The following is a 15,257-nucleotide window of genomic DNA, read 5'->3' on the forward strand; positions in this document are numbered from 1 at the left end:
AGGAAAATCATTTTATATTGTTTATTTAGAACATAGTTTAATTTAAAAATATTGGGTAAAAAAAAGTAGTAAAGCTTTAAAAACTTTACTACTTTTTTTGTTATTTTTCTTCCAGCCACATATCAACTAAATTGCCAGCTTCGCTTTGGTCCAATACGAATGAACCGTTGCTGTATCGGTCACTAGCTCGCATTGTAGACGGATCAACCTGCTCGATTTGACCTTTAGATGATTCCACTATCATGTAATGCTCTTTAGAGATTACTTTTACTTTTGCAATTTGATGCGGATTAGATTTTAGTTCTCGGACCATCACTAGCCCTCGTTTTGCTCGTGCTGATTCTTCAAACTCAGCAATTTTTGTCTTTTTCACAGCTCCTCGCTGCGTGGCGATAAATAATTCAGTTGATAGAGCTTCATCTTCATCGAAGATAACGCCGCTTACAACATAATCATCGTCTTTTAAGTTAATTCCTTTTACACCAGAAGCGCGAGTTCCTACAATATTAATTTCTTCTTCCCGGAAACGCAGTCCGTAGCCAGAGCGAGTGGCAATAAACACTTGTTTTTTACCATCCGTTTGATATACGTCCACTACTTCATCATCGCCTTTTAAATTAACGGCGACAAGAGCTTTGGAGTAGCGCTGTGCTTTATATTGAAGTAATTCTGATTTTTTGACCATACCATTTTTCGTAAAGAAAAGCAGATACTGATTTTCTTTAAATTCTTTTACCGGTATCGCTCGTACAATCTGCTCTTCTTTATCAATTGGAACAATGTTCATGATATGCTGACCCATGTCTTTCCACCTGATATCAGGAAGTTCGTGCACTGGCATATATAAATAATTCCCTTTGTTTGTGAAGATGAGCAGCGTTTCGGTTGTATTAATTTCATACTTCGCTAAAATTCGGTCCGTATCTTTCATACCGAAGTCTTGCCCGTTAGACGCGGCGTAAGAACGAAGACTTGTTCGTTTTACATATCCGTCTTTTGTGACTGTTACCATCACTTCTTCAGATGGAACCATCACTTCTAGATTAATTTTAATCTCTTCGATTTCCGCTTCAATTTTTGAGCGGCGTTCTGTACTGTATTGCTTTTTTACACGGCGTAATTCTTTTTTGATTACATTAAAAAGTTTTTTCTCGCTATGTAAGATTTCTTCTAACTCGTTAATTTTAGCACCTAGCTCTTCAGCTTCCGCTTGTAGAGCTGTAATGTCCGTGTTTGTCAAACGGTATAATTGAAGCGACACAATCGCTTCTGCTTGAGGTTCTGTAAATTCATATTTGCCAATTAAATTATTTTTAGCGTCGCGCTTATCTTTAGAAGCTCTAATCGTCGCAATAACTTCATCTAAAATCGACAGTGCCTTAATCAATCCCGCTACAATATGTTCACGTTCACGTGCTTTTTGCAGTTCGTATTTAGAACGATTTGTTACTACTTCTTTTTGATGATCAATATAAGCATCAAGAATGTTAGCCAAACTCATAAGCTTTGGTCGCTTTTTAGCAATGGCAACCATGTTAAAATTATACGGTACTTGCAGATCCGTATTTTTATAAAGGAAGTGAAGTACTCCTTGAGCATTTGCGTCTTTTTTTAATTCTACTACGATGCGCAGACCCGTACGATCCGTTTCATCGCGAACTTCAGCAATACCTTCCACTTTTTTATCTAAACGAAGCTCATCCATTTTCTTCACAAGGTTGGCTTTGTTTACTTCAAACGGAATTTCCGTAATGACAATTTGCTGTTTTCCGCCGCGAATGGACTCCACTTCCGTTTTTCCGCGAATAATAATTTTCCCTTTACCTGTCTCGTAGGCTTTCTTAATCCCGTCTACACCTTGAATGATTCCCCCTGTAGGAAAATCAGGACCTTGGATAGCCGTCATTAATTCTTCAATTGTACACGTTGGTTTATCAATTCGCATGATCGTTGCGTCAATTACTTCACCTAAATGATGAGGAGGAAGTTCTGTAGCATAACCAGCTGAAATACCCGTGGATCCATTCACTAGCAAGTTAGGAAACATAGCTGGTAACACAGTTGGTTCGCTGCTTGTATCATCGAAGTTAGACACAAACTCAACCGTTTGTTTGTCAATATCTCGTAGAAGTTCTGCAGCAATCGATGAAAGGCGAGCTTCTGTATAACGCATTGCTGCTGGGGGATCTCCATCAATACTTCCGTTGTTTCCGTGCATTTCGATTAATACATTTCTAACTTTCCATTCTTGACTCATTCGAACCATGGCATCATATACAGATGAATCACCATGAGGGTGATAGTTACCAATTACGTTCCCTACAGTTTTGGCTGACTTACGAAACCCTTTTTCTGCTGTATTTCCATCTACGTGCATTGCATATAAAATACGACGCTGAACGGGTTTTAACCCGTCTCTTGCATCCGGCAGTGCACGCTCTTGAATAATATATTTACTGTATCGACCAAAACGGTCGCCTAGTACATCCTCAAGAGGTAAATCTAAAAAGCGTTCTGTTTGTGTCATTGTACGTCCTCCTCTGCGACCGTTAATACATTTTCATTATCTAAAATATTTGGATCTTCTTCTAATCCAAACGCTACGTTGCTTTCAATCCATTTTCTGCGTGGTTCTACTTTATCGCCCATCAAAGTGGTCACACGACGATCAGCGCGAGCAGCATCATCAATACGAACACGAATCAGCGTACGCGTCTCTGGGTTCATTGTTGTTTCCCAAAGCTGATCTGCGTTCATTTCACCGAGACCTTTATAGCGTTGAATCATATACCCTCTTCCTACCTTATCGATAGCACCTTGCAACTCTTCGTCACTCCATGAATATTCAACCACTTCTTTTTTACCTGACCCTTTACTTACTTTGTAGAGCGGTGGAAGAGCAATAAATACTTTTCCTGCTTCCACAAGCGGTTTCATATAGCGGTAGAAAAACGTTAGAAGAAGCACTTGAATATGAGCCCCATCCGTATCCGCATCGGTCATGATGACTATTTTATCGTAGTTAATATCATCGATTGTAAAATCTGCGCCTACTCCTCCGCCTATCGCGTGAATGATCGTACTAATTTCTTCGTTTTTAAAAATATCTTGAAGTTTGGCTTTTTCGGTATTGATAACTTTCCCTCGCAGCGGCAGCACAGCTTGAAAGCGGCGATCCCTTCCTTGTTTTGCTGAACCTCCGGCGGAATCCCCTTCGACTAGGTACAGTTCGTTTCGCTGAGGATTTCTTGATTGCGCAGGCGTTAACTTCCCGCTTAGAACAGTTTCTTGACGCTTTCGTTTTTTCCCGTTTCTTGCGTCTTCTCTCGCCTTACGTGCCGCTTCACGCGCTTGAGCAGCTTTGATTGCTTTTTTTACAAGAAGAGAGCTTACGTCTGGATTTTCTTCTAGGAAATAGGCAAGTTTTTCAGAAATAACTGCATCTACCGACGAACGAGCTTCACTTGTACCTAACTTTCCTTTGGTTTGTCCTTCAAACTGAAGCAACTCTTCAGGTATTCTAACGGAAACGATGGCTCCTAATCCTTCTCGTATATCCGTTCCTTCTAAGTTTTTGTCTTTTTCTTTTAGCAGGCTTACTTTACGGGCGTATTCATTAAACGCACGCGTCATAGCGCTTTTTGCACCGGACTCATGCGTTCCCCCGTCTTTGGTACGAACATTATTAACAAATGATAAAATGGTTTCAGAATAACCATCGTTAAATTGAAATGCAAATTCAACTTCAATATTATGATGAATCCCTTCAAAAAAGACGACTGGATGAAGTGAATCTTTTTCTTCATTTAAATATGAAACGAAGGCTTGAATACCTGTTTCATAATGAAAGATATCTTGACGATCATGCCTTTTATCGATTAACTCTATTTTGAATCCTTTTAACAGAAAAGCCGATTCGCGGAGCCGTTCACAAAGCGTATCATAATTGTACACGGTTGTTGAAAAAATCGTGGCATCCGGTTTGAAATGAATCGTTGTTCCCGTTTTTTTTGTTTTCCCTATTTTTTCTAGCGTCGTAACCGGCTTTCCTCCATTTTCAAAACGCTGTTCATAAATAAATCCATCTCTATGAATAGTTACAGTCAACCATTCAGACAGCGCATTTACAACAGATGCACCTACTCCGTGTAAGCCTCCGCTTGTTTTATATCCACCCTGTCCGAATTTACCTCCTGCATGCAAGATGGTTAAAATAACTTCAGGCGTTGGTTTTCCTAGTTTATGCATGCCCGTTGGCATACCTCGACCTTTATCTTGTACAGAAATTGAATTATCTTTGTGAATGGTTACAATAATTTCTTCTCCGTAGCCTGCTAGAGCTTCATCGACAGAGTTGTCGACGATTTCATATACTAAATGATGCAGACCTCGTGTATCCGTACTTCCAATATACATACCAGGACGTTTACGAACGGCATCTAATCCTTCTAGTACTTGAATTGCATCTTCATTATAATTAAATTGTTGTTTCCGAGCCATTCATACTACCCCTTTCATCACAACGAACATTACTACATTATGTATGAAACACAAACGTTTGCGCTTCGTGTCTAAGAATAAATGATCATGTATCCTATCTTTTAATTTTATAGTGTTCGCATCAACAGAACGTATGTTTCTATTTTTGCGTACTTACAAGATTTTAGCACAAATTTCCGTATTATAAAAGCAATATCTTGTGTATTCATGGATTATAAGCCTTATAAAGCTAGCTGTCTAACGTCTATTGTAGCGGAAACTCTCTTACTATTTCAACGCATGGTGAAACCCATGCAAGCAGTGTGCATGGGTTGGTTGTTCTGCTTATAGATCTTACTTTGTTAAAGCATGCTCGACTTTTATACAACGATCCATAACTACAGTATACCCTTTTTTAGCGAGCAGGTCATATGCTTCTTCATTAATTAAACCAGATTGTGCCCAAAATACGTCTGCATCTACTTTTAAAAACTCTTCTGCAACTTCAAGCAAATGCTCAGAGCGACGAAATACATTAACGATATCAATATGCCCTTCAATTTCTTTTAATGAAGATACGGCTTTTACGCCGAGCGCTGAGTTGATTGTTGGGTTCACCGGAATTATCTCGTAACCTTGCTGCTGCATGGCTTCTGAAACCATATAAGACGTTCGATGAGGATTATCTGATAAACCTACTACAGCAATGCGCTTGCTTTTTTTCAATATTTTGCCAAGCTCTTGACGGGAAGGAATTTTAATGGACATGTCTATTACCTCTCTTAGCTATATAATATGTACTGAACAACATTCGCGATTTACAGTTGATTTCCTGCATATAGTACCCGTTTTCTCTATTTTTGTAAACGTCTTCTTTTTTAAAAATAATTGGCTCTCACCCAAAACTAACTATGTTTTTTTAAGTATCTCATGGTAAAATAGAAACGATATAGAAATAAAGGAGCTTTCAAACATGAATTATTTATTACCTATTCTTGCCTATATCTTGGGCTCTATTCCTTTTGGACTAGTTGTTGGAAAACTAGGATACGGCATCGATATACGAGAGCATGGAAGTGGCAATTTAGGCGGCACCAACTCATTTCGTACATTGGGTGTAAAAGCCGGAATTATCGTTACGCTTGGAGACATTCTAAAAGGCACCCTAGCAGCTTCTTTACCGCTTTTATTTGATACAAATCAAAACATTCTCTTCATTGGTTTATTTGCTGTCATTGGTCATATTTTTCCTATTTTCGCAAAATTTAAAGGCGGGAAAGCTGTTGCCACATCCGCCGGAGTGATTTTATGTTATGAACCTCTTTTATTTGTTTTCGTGCTATTATGTTTTTTTATCTGCTTATACATAACGAAGTATGTATCACTGTCATCAATGGTTACTGGGGTATTAACCTTTATCTACACGCTATTTAAACAAGACTACATGCTTATTATGATTATTGGTGTAATTGTAGCCTTTGTCATTTACAGACACCGCGCAAACATTACGCGAATTCTTAACAAAACAGAACCGAAAGTCACATTTTTATCAGGTAAAAAGAAATAAGAGGAAGATCCTCTTATTTCTTTTTTTATAACCACTTTGTAAGCGAATACATTTCTTGTTTATTAGTTATACTGATACTAAAATAAGGAGGTGAATAATGTGAAGAAAAAATGTCCCATTTGCAAACGTAATAAGAAAATGGATTCACAGCTAGAAGGAAGCCGCTACTGCGTTCACTGCTGGGAAACCATTGGAAAACAATATGATTTTAAATGAAAGAATGAAACGATTTAATATAGAAATGAAGCATTCGCCTCTATATTAAATCGTTTTATTTTATTTTATCTTATTCCTTCCTAGCTGGATTCGTATATATTGGTAATTTATCTATCTTTCTACTATAATAAATGTATCCGCAGTATTGGAAGGAGCATAATTAATGAAATTAACAGTAACAGAAGCAGCAGCTACGTGGTACAAAGACGAAATGATGCTAGAAGGAAACGAAACAATTCGCTTTTTTGTTCGCTACGGCGGATGCAGCAACGTTCAAAAAGGTTTTTCTTTAGGTGTAAACACAGATTCTCCTAAAAACGTTGGCGTTGAAACAAAAGTTGACGGTTTAACATTTTTCGTAGAAGATGAAGACCTTTGGTACTTTGATGGTCATGATTTGACCGTAAATTATAATGAAGAAACAAAAGAACCTGACTTTCATTACGAAGCGTAAGAAAAAAAGCATCGATTTATCGATGCTTTTTATTCTTACGCTTGACCCTGCTTTTTGGCGTCTTCATAGGCTTTATGCCATTCCGGATAATTACGGCGAATCGAAATAGGCTTAAAGTTTTCTTTTTTTACACATACGTGTGACGATGTTCCTGTTAACGCAAGTTCTTCATTTGAATTAAAAATTTCGTATCCGTACACAACGCGTAGACCGTCATAGTTCTCAACCCAAGTATGTACCACAGCTGTCTCGCCATAATGAAGCGGCTTTTTATATGATGCCTGTATATCAATAACTGGCGACAGCACACCGTCTCTTTCCATTTGTGCATAGCTAAAACCTAAATCACTGATAAACTGTGTTCGGCCTATTTCCATCCATACTAAATAGTTAGCATGATACACAACGCCCATCTGATCGGTTTCTGCATAGCGCACTTCGATTTCTTTCTTCGATACTAGCATGATTCTACCTCCTCTTGCACTGTTCCTGTTTTATCTTACCATATAAGGAGAATATACTCCTACTAGTTTGGTTATTACTCAATATGTTGTAAGACTAAGCGCATCTTGAATACGATATATCAGTGTTTCCAGCCTCGTCATCTTATTTTCATACCTTTTATAAGGAAGTGTGTATGTGTAGTCTTTATTTGTCCATAGGCGGTCAAAATAAGCGTTTAGTTCCGTCATAACCTTTTTGTTAGGAGGTCCTGATACTTTAATATCCGTTTCTAAGTTCAAATCATCCAAATTTCGTTTTGTGAAATTTGCTGCTCCTGCAATAATCATTGCCTTTCTTTTGTTTCGAATAAATAAAGTTTTAGGATGATACTGCTCTTTTCCCGTATGATACCAGCGAACTTTAATATCGCCTTTAGATTTTTTCACAAGTTCTGCTGCGACTGGACGGTTAGGCAGTCCGAACTTTTTTCTTCCGAACGCATTTTCATTAGGGTCTAAAATTAATCGTACGTTTGCCCCTTGTTCGGAAGCTTTCAAAAGCGCCTTTATTACGTCTCGATCTCCAAGATAAAACATGCCAATCCACACATCGTCGCCTTTTTTAGCATGACGTAAATCATTTAATACGTGCTTATAGATTTTGCCTTCTGTTAACAGCTGAACATAGAGGTCTCCCTTTTCTTTTTCTTTCTTCTTATACCGAGGTAAATCTCCTCCGTAAGAAAAATCAGACACGGCTTGTTCGCTTTTTACAACATCTCCAATGATATTCCCTTTTACTTCAAAGGCCATGTTGGAATTATAAAAGCTTGCATCATGAGGATTGGCAGAGGAGATAATAACGCTTTGATCGGTTGCTACTACTTTTCTGTGATTAGCTTTTACATTTAACAACTTAAAATAAGCACGGGCCGTCACGTTAGGCGCATTATTTCCGAAAGGATTCGTGATCCATCCAGTTCCTTTTTCACCAAACCACTGAACAAAAGTTCTCCACACTGAAGAATATAGTGGAATGGAGTCTCTGAGCTTAGATAAATTGGTTTGCACCACTTTGATTCCGTTTAGCCGCAGTGAATCTAACCACTTTGAATCATGTGAGCCGTAGGTTGTATTGATTTCATCTGTAATAAAGACGATTTCGATAGTAGGATGTTTTCGTTTCTTTTCAATCAGCTTACTTGCAAGCGTATCACTAAGGTGAGGAAACGTTTCACCTTGGTTATAGTAGCCATTAAATAGAAACATATCCATAATAATAAAAGCTTTTGCGTCATCAATCGCATTCGTAACTGCTTGAAAAATATGTTGTTCGGAAACCGACGTCTGCTGGTCTTGATACGTTAGGTCCGATAAAAGAAATACATCTTCTACTTTGTGAGGCCTACTTTCGTATGAAACTCCTTTTGGCAAGGGCTTATGCGTGTGATAAGAGCCCACAATAATCAAAACGACAAGTAAACTGACCAAAATTCTTACTATTTTCTTTTTCACGTGCTTTTTCACCTACATAAACCTCTTCGCTAGTTTATATTATTATTCACCTTACTAAAAAAATATAGAAAGAAAGCAGCTAAAACCGTTTATTTTTAGCTGCTTATTGTCGCTGTTTTACTTATTAAATCGTACCTTCGTAACCATTTTGACGAGCTTCTGATTCATCTTTTATTTCGCTGCGCATTGCTTCAATGCTTACTTCGCGATTGTGATTTTTTTGCTGAATGCGCTGACGTTCTTCTTCAGTGCTGCATGCAGCAGCTTCTTCTGCTTCTTCAATGTTTTTCATTGTATTTTGTACCATTGTTTGTAATTTTTCAACGTTATCACTGCGATCGTCTGGATTCGGTTTATTCCATGCCATTGTATCTTCCTCCTCAAAATAACTTTGTTACAATTGTAGTATGCCGGATTTGTTCATCTCTATAAGTGGAAAAAAATGATTTTAGTTTACATAATATAATTATAATTAAGTTAAAATGTATATATAAAACATACATAATATGGTAATATATACATACAAAGGGGGAATCGCTATGACCAAACGAATGATAACATTACTAAGCGTCATCTTTATTGCAGTGCTTGCCGTATTTTTTATGTCGCAAACTTCATTGGCATCAAAATTGACAATAAGTGCCTCTATCAAGCCTCACCATTACTCAAAACATGAAGAAAAAATGTTAGCCGTGACAAACTTAGACTACAAAAGCAATATCATGGCATACGATGTTAAAGCTCCTAATGGAGCAAAAGAAGCTTATGTAAAAGCTACTTATTATGAAAAGGGAAAAGCCAAACAACCTTTATTCTCAGGAGGGTTGACTGTTTCAAAAGAATTTGACATGTTTGCTATTACATATAAAATCGATGATGATACTCACAAAGTAATGTTTAATGTGGGAAGCAACGATACAAACCTAGGGATAGAAGCGGAAAAGCCAAAGAAAATGAACGGCTATTCCTTTACTGGATTAGAGAAAAAACAAAAAGTGAAAATGAATAAACCATATCCAGTTGCTGCTTTATTTGGTGACGATGGCAGTGGCATACGAGTTGCTCCGCTTTCAACCGATGACGGAGAAGTTGTTAAAGAGCTTATTTCGAGCAACCCTTACGTTTATTTATTCACAGTAGAATTCAAATAATAAAAAGTCGCTGAATTCAGCGACTTTTTATTCATTCACCTTTGGTTTGAATAACTTGAGGATGCTTGCCGGATGTATCTTGCATTTGTTTTCCGTTATTTCCACCAGCTTCTCTCGGTTGAGTGCCGATGTGATTCGGAACAAAACTTTTGCTTTGTTTTTTAGGATTTCCCATGCTTATCCCCTCCTCACCGTTACTCTAACCAACTTACTTTAAAGTTATTCAGCTCTTTCAAGCATACGATCTTCTAACCGCTTTTCAATTTCCAATTCAATGCGTTCAATTTCTGACTGATCTTTTAACAGCTGCGTTTTATTTTCTTGCACTAACTCTTCAAATGAACGTTTGCGTAATTTTCTCATGATTCCAACACCTACTTTATGTAATTTTTATGAAAAATCTGAAAAATCAAAAGAAACTGATATCATATAACTATCTATATTGTAACCAATTTGTCAGATAAGTAAACATACTTTTTGAAAAGTTGTAAGAAAGTTTGACATATTTACTGACTTATCTATATATACGATGGTAAAGTAAATAAGTTTCATTTTTAATAAAACAAGCAGCGAAGTTAATTCGCTGCTTGTTGAGCAAAGTTTTCCATTTGTTTAAGCGTCATTGGACCATTCACTCGCTGAACAATTTTCCCTTCTTCATCTATAAAGTAAGATGTCGGAATGGTGGACACCCGGTATTTTTTACTTCCCACAGTATCTTGGTCGTCCAATAATACATGAAACGTAAACTGTTTTTCTCTCAGAAACTTAGATACTGCCTGTTTACTACCTTCTGATGAAGTTAAATTAACCGCAAGCAGCTGTACGTCGTTTCCATATTTCTTATAAAATGCTTGCATATCGGGCATTTCTTTTTGACACGGCGGACACCATGTGGCCCAAAAATTTAAAATAACTTTTTTTCCTTTAAAGTCCGATAATTGAACAGTTTTTCCGTTCGTATCTGAAAGTGTAAACGGAGGTGCTGTATCTTTTGGTTCTAACCCATAAGCTTGACCAGAAGCCTGACGAGCACTATCGCCTTTTTTAATATTTAAATCCTTGTATTCGCTTAAGTTAGAATTATCGGATGCTTCATTTGGAGAAAGCCCTTCCCAAAGTGCGTAGCTAAGAAAGCCTACTAGAAGCAAGACCGCAATTATTTTTTTAACCATATGATCGGCTCCTTTATTTCTTCTAAAAAGTGATAATCTATGTACTAATAGATATGTGCAATATCTACTAAAATAATCCTTTTATCGGGCATTTTCTTTTATAATATAGCATATTTCCCTCTCACTTTTTGTCGAAAACGGTGCGTTTGCATAAAAAAGAGCGGCTCACGAGAACCGCTCTTTTTCTTTATACCTTACGCATGTGTTTTAGACTGTAATTTATCACGAAGCACCATTTGAAGGATACCACCGTGACGATAGTAATCAATTTCAACTTCACTATCGAAACGAACCAGTACTTCAAATTCTTTTTTGTTTCCAGCTTCATCAGTTGCTGTTACTTTTACAAGATCACGTGGTTTTACTGTTTCATCAACTGCTACTGCAATTGTTTCTTTTCCAGTTAAACCTAATGTATCCGCGCTTTCACCATCTTTAAATTGAAGAGGTAAAACACCCATTAATACTAGGTTTGAACGGTGAATACGCTCAAAGCTTTCAGCGATTACTGTTTTAATACCTAAAAGATTTGTGCCTTTTGCTGCCCAGTCACGAGAACTTCCCATGCCGTAATCTTTACCTGCAAGTACAACAAGACCTGTACCTTGCTCTTTGTATTTCATACAAGCATCATAAATGCTCATTACGTCATTTGTTGGCCAGTACGTTGTCCAGCCGCCTTCTGTACCAGGAGCTACTTGGTTTTTAATGCGGATGTTTGCAAACGTACCGCGCATCATCACTTCATGGTTACCACGACGAGAACCGTATGAGTTAAAGTCTTTTGGTTCTACACCGTTTTCTTGAAGGTAAAGACCTGCAGGTGATGTTTTTGCAATTGAACCCGCTGGTGAAATGTGATCCGTTGTCACTGAGTCACCAAATTTCGCTACTACGCGAAGATCATTTAACGGTTCTACTTCACCTGGCTCTTCTGATAAGCCTTCAAAGAACGGTGGATTTTGAATGTATGTTGAATCATTCTCCCACGTATAAAGAGCATCTTCGCTCGTTTTAATTTCATTCCAGCGCTCATTGTCATCGAATACACGCTCATACTCGTTACGGAATAATTCAGGCGTTACGGTACGGCTAACAACTTCTTTAATTTCATCTTGAGAAGGCCAGATGTCGCTAAAGAATACTTCATTGCCGTCTGTATCAATGCCGATTGGATCTTTTTGTAAATCTACATCTACCGTTCCAGCCAGTGCATATGCTACAACAAGCGGTGGAGAAGCAAGGTAGTTACCCTTTACTAATTGGTGAATACGTCCTTCAAAGTTACGGTTTCCTGAAAGAACAGACGTTACAAGCAAGTCGCTGTCTGCAATCGCTGCTTCAATTTCAGCTTCAAGTGGACCAGAGTTACCGATACAAGTCGTACAGCCATAGCCTACGATGTTAAAGCCGATTTTATCTAAGTATGGAAGCAATCCTGAATTTTGAAGGTAAGCCGTTACTACTTTTGAACCTGGTGCTAAAGAAGTTTTCACGTAAGCTGGAACATCCAATCCTTTTTCTACCGCTTTTTTCGCAACTAAACCAGCTGCTACCAATACGTAAGGATTTGATGTGTTCGTACAGCTTGTGATAGCCGCAATAGCGATGGCACCTGTTTTCATTGTTGTTTCTGAACCGTCTGCAAGCTTAAACGTAACTTCTTTATCCACGTCTTTAGCATCAAGTCCGAAGCTTTGATTGCTAACAGGAGCTGTTAAAGCTTTCTTGAATTCTGTTTGCATTTGAGAAAGTGGAATTAAATCTTGCGGACGCTTTGGACCTGAAAGATTTGCTTCAATCTCAGCAAGATTAATCTCAACAACATCAGTGAAAATTGGATCTTCATTTTCTGGTGTAAAGAATAAACCGTTTGCTTTTGTATATTGTTCGACAACCTGAATGTCTTTTTCATCTCTTCCTGTTAAACGCATGTATGCTAATGCCTCTGCGTCAACTGGGAAGAACCCGCATGTTGCACCGTATTCAGGAGCCATATTAGCAATTGTTGCACGGTCAGCTAATGGAAGTTCTGCTACGCCAGGACCGAAGAATTCAACGAATTTTCCGACTACTCCTTTTTGACGAAGCACTTGCGTAACTTTTAACGCTAAGTCTGTAGCTGTAGTACCGTTTGGTAATTCACCAACAAGTTTAACACCGATTACTTCAGGAACTGGGAAATAAGAAGGTTGACCAAGCATGCCTGCTTCCGCTTCAATACCGCCAACACCCCATCCTAAAACACCGATACCATTAATCATCGTTGTATGAGAGTCAGTACCTACTAGAGAATCAGGGAAAGCTACGAATTCGCCATCTTCTTCAACAGCATGAACAACGTTTGCTAAATATTCTAAATTTACTTGATGCACGATACCAGTAGCTGGCGGAACTGCACGATAGTTATTAAATGATTTTTGAGCCCAGCTTAAGAAATTATAGCGCTCTGTATTACGTTGAAACTCAAGGTCCATATTAATTCGTAATGAGTCAGCTGTACCTGCTTTATCAACTTGTACGGAGTGGTCGACAACGAGGTCTACTGGAATTTCTGGATTGATTTTGTCAGGATCTCCTCCTAAATCAGCCATTGCTTTACGAAGTGACGCTAAGTCTACAACCGCTGGAACTCCAGTGAAATCTTGAAGAATAACACGAGATGGTTTGAAAGGAACATCGATATCTTTGATATCTTTTGTTCCCCATTTTGCAAGGTTTTCGACGTGTTCTTTTGTAATAACACGGCCATCTACCTGACGAAGAACAGATTCTAATAATACTTTAATTGAATACGGCAGCTTAGATACGTTACCTAAACCTGCTTCCTCTAAAGCTTGTAAGCGGTAATAATTATATGTGCTGCCATTAAGATCGAATGACGAACGAGCGTTAAAAACGTCTTTTTTAGTCATTGCTTTTACCCCCTTAAAATTCTATGTATAAAGGATTTACTTACCCCATCCTCTATTCCCTTCACCATCTATCTTAATATAATATTATACATAAGTAAATAAAAAGAATGTTATTAATTAACATAAGTTTCACTTATAACCTTTTTCCATCTGCCTTTTATTTTTCTAATAATTCATATTTCATTGATTTTTACGCATGCTAGAAACGGAGGTGATTCAACATGGCTAAACGCAAGTCAAACCACGTCATTCCTGGAGCTAACGCGGCTAGCGCTCAAGGAAAAGGAGCGGGTTATAATGAAGAATTTTCAAATGAACCATTAACCGAACAACAGAAACAAAATAATAAAAAACGCAAAAAAAATCAATAAAACATTCTCTTATTGGATATACTAATCACTAGTTAGAAAAGCAAAATCGTTTAACTCCATGAAATCTAACGAGAAGGCGTCATTATATATGGCGCTTTTTTTCTGTTCCCATTTCCTGTTTTTGCTAAACCTATTTTTAGAAAGGGGAATTTTTCATCGGATAAATCCCCTGTCACTATCCCACCCTAATAAATGAAAGGGAGGGTTTAACTATGAACAAAAACAGCAGCAAAGACATCAGAAGAAATGCGCCAAAAAGCAATTCTGGACAGCCCGAACCGCTAAGCGGATCTCATAAAGTAAAGAACCGTAAGCATTCTCGCCAAAAACACAATAGCGGACATGATATGTAAAACAGCGGCAAGCTCTCTACAGAGCTTGCTTTTTTATGCATAGAAAAGGCAGCTAGTACTTCAAGCTTATTCTTTGCACAGGAGTTCACTAAGTACATAAACGCGCATATGATAGTAAAGTGAAACAGTTTAAATAATGGAGGAACGTAGAAATGAAAAACAAGCGTCTGCCAGCAGACCAAATGTTTGTAAAAGGCTTTCAAGAGTTGTTAGAAGTCATGCTTTCAAATCCCTTTATGAGTTATTTAGATTATGATTCCGTTCGTATAGATTTATTTGAAACAGAACAATCATTTATTGTCGAAGCTGAATTATTAGGGTATCACCCTAAGGATATTATCGTTCAGATACAAGCTGACCACTTACAGCTCACAGCCAAAAAATACTGCCTTAGAGAATTTCATGATGAAAAGCAAGGAACGCTTGCAAGAGAACAAATGGAAGAAAGCGTTGAACGTACAATTGACTTTCCGTTTCCATTGATGAATAAAAAGATTACCGCTACATTTAGTAACGAAATTCTTGAAATTACGATTTCCAAACATGAGACAAATGAATCTAATCAGCCAATAGTCCCTATTGAGTTCCAATAAAGCTGCAGATGTTGTCTCTGCAGCT

At 37.8% G+C, this 15,257-nt stretch carries 16 protein-coding genes; 6 read left to right on the forward strand and 10 right to left on the reverse strand.

Features of this window, described 5'->3' with window-relative positions; all coding sequences use genetic code 11:
• Positions 1-100: 100 nt before the first annotated feature.
• The 3 genes from parC to MKX72_RS12860 form a co-directional block, all read right to left on the reverse strand.
• A complete protein-coding gene (gene parC / locus MKX72_RS12850; protein WP_033579117.1) occupies positions 101-2,527 on the reverse strand; it encodes a DNA topoisomerase IV subunit A in 2,427 nt (808 codons plus the stop codon).
• On the reverse strand, positions 2,524-4,500 hold the full coding sequence (parE, locus tag MKX72_RS12855; RefSeq protein ID WP_028413163.1) for a DNA topoisomerase IV subunit B: 1,977 nt from the start codon (positions 4,498-4,500) through the stop codon (positions 2,524-2,526). The genes parC and parE overlap by 4 nt, the downstream gene beginning before the upstream one ends.
• Before the next feature lie 333 nt (positions 4,501-4,833).
• Positions 4,834-5,247, reverse strand: coding sequence for a CoA-binding protein (locus tag MKX72_RS12860; protein ID WP_048019240.1), 414 nt, complete (start codon positions 5,245-5,247; stop codon positions 4,834-4,836).
• A gap of 205 nt (positions 5,248-5,452) precedes the next feature.
• On the opposite strand from MKX72_RS12860, the gene plsY reads away from it, so the two are divergent.
• Positions 5,453-6,046, forward strand: a complete 594-nt coding sequence (gene plsY, locus MKX72_RS12865; RefSeq protein ID WP_014459891.1) for a glycerol-3-phosphate 1-O-acyltransferase PlsY — start codon at positions 5,453-5,455, stop codon at positions 6,044-6,046.
• Positions 6,047-6,425: 379 nt separating this feature from the next.
• On the forward strand, positions 6,426-6,716 hold the full coding sequence (locus MKX72_RS12870) for a HesB/YadR/YfhF family protein (RefSeq protein ID WP_013057245.1): 291 nt from the start codon (positions 6,426-6,428) through the stop codon (positions 6,714-6,716).
• Positions 6,717-6,751: 35 nt separating this feature from the next.
• Here the strand turns inward: MKX72_RS12870 and MKX72_RS12875 are convergent, their stop codons facing one another.
• The 3 genes from MKX72_RS12875 to tlp all read right to left on the reverse strand — a co-directional run bounded on the left by MKX72_RS12875 (position 6,752) and on the right by tlp (position 9,041).
• The gene (locus MKX72_RS12875) at positions 6,752-7,180 is read right to left on the reverse strand and encodes an acyl-CoA thioesterase (protein WP_049164856.1); all 429 of its coding nucleotides are present in this window, start codon (positions 7,178-7,180) and stop codon (positions 6,752-6,754) included.
• Positions 7,181-7,258: 78 nt separating this feature from the next.
• Positions 7,259-8,686 (reverse strand): phospholipase D family protein, encoded by a 1,428-nt coding sequence (locus MKX72_RS12880; protein ID WP_155008078.1) that lies wholly within the window; start codon positions 8,684-8,686, stop codon positions 7,259-7,261.
• Between the two features lie 112 nt (positions 8,687-8,798).
• Positions 8,799-9,041, reverse strand: a complete 243-nt coding sequence (gene tlp, locus MKX72_RS12885; RefSeq protein ID WP_013057249.1) for a small acid-soluble spore protein Tlp — start codon at positions 9,039-9,041, stop codon at positions 8,799-8,801.
• Positions 9,042-9,213: 172 nt separating this feature from the next.
• Between tlp and MKX72_RS12890 the strand changes: the two genes are divergently transcribed.
• Positions 9,214-9,825 carry a hypothetical protein gene (locus MKX72_RS12890; protein ID WP_034266493.1) on the forward strand — a complete coding sequence of 204 codons (612 nt, stop codon included), beginning with the start codon at positions 9,214-9,216 and terminating at the stop codon, positions 9,823-9,825.
• Positions 9,826-9,856: 31 nt separating this feature from the next.
• Here MKX72_RS12890 and MKX72_RS12895 read toward each other — a convergent pair whose 3' ends face one another.
• The 4 genes from MKX72_RS12895 to acnA form a co-directional block, all read right to left on the reverse strand.
• Complete coding sequence (locus MKX72_RS12895; protein ID WP_014459885.1) at positions 9,857-10,000, reverse strand: acid-soluble spore protein N; 144 nt, start codon at positions 9,998-10,000, stop codon at positions 9,857-9,859.
• 44 nt (positions 10,001-10,044) lie between these two features.
• On the reverse strand, positions 10,045-10,188 hold the full coding sequence (locus MKX72_RS12900) for an FbpB family small basic protein (RefSeq protein ID WP_014459884.1): 144 nt from the start codon (positions 10,186-10,188) through the stop codon (positions 10,045-10,047).
• Positions 10,189-10,400: 212 nt separating this feature from the next.
• Positions 10,401-11,000 carry a TlpA disulfide reductase family protein gene (locus MKX72_RS12905; RefSeq protein ID WP_049164862.1) on the reverse strand — a complete coding sequence of 200 codons (600 nt, stop codon included), beginning with the start codon at positions 10,998-11,000 and terminating at the stop codon, positions 10,401-10,403.
• Positions 11,001-11,194: 194 nt separating this feature from the next.
• Positions 11,195-13,915 (reverse strand): aconitate hydratase AcnA, encoded by a 2,721-nt coding sequence (gene acnA, locus MKX72_RS12910; RefSeq protein WP_033579123.1) that lies wholly within the window; start codon positions 13,913-13,915, stop codon positions 11,195-11,197.
• 221 nt (positions 13,916-14,136) lie between these two features.
• On the opposite strand from acnA, the gene sspO reads away from it, so the two are divergent.
• From sspO to MKX72_RS12925, 3 genes are all read left to right on the forward strand, one after another.
• Positions 14,137-14,286, forward strand: coding sequence for a small acid-soluble spore protein O (sspO, locus tag MKX72_RS12915; RefSeq protein WP_013083371.1), 150 nt, complete (start codon positions 14,137-14,139; stop codon positions 14,284-14,286).
• A 212-nt stretch (positions 14,287-14,498) separates the two neighbouring features.
• Positions 14,499-14,639, forward strand: coding sequence for a small acid-soluble spore protein P (locus MKX72_RS12920; protein WP_013057256.1), 141 nt, complete (start codon positions 14,499-14,501; stop codon positions 14,637-14,639).
• A 152-nt stretch (positions 14,640-14,791) separates the two neighbouring features.
• The gene (locus MKX72_RS12925; protein WP_033579124.1) at positions 14,792-15,232 is read left to right on the forward strand and encodes an Hsp20/alpha crystallin family protein; all 441 of its coding nucleotides are present in this window, start codon (positions 14,792-14,794) and stop codon (positions 15,230-15,232) included.
• Positions 15,233-15,257: the final 25 nt, after the last annotated feature.

Source organism: Priestia sp. FSL R5-0597, assembly GCF_038006305.1.
GTDB lineage: Bacteria > Bacillota > Bacilli > Bacillales > Bacillaceae_H > Priestia > Priestia zanthoxyli.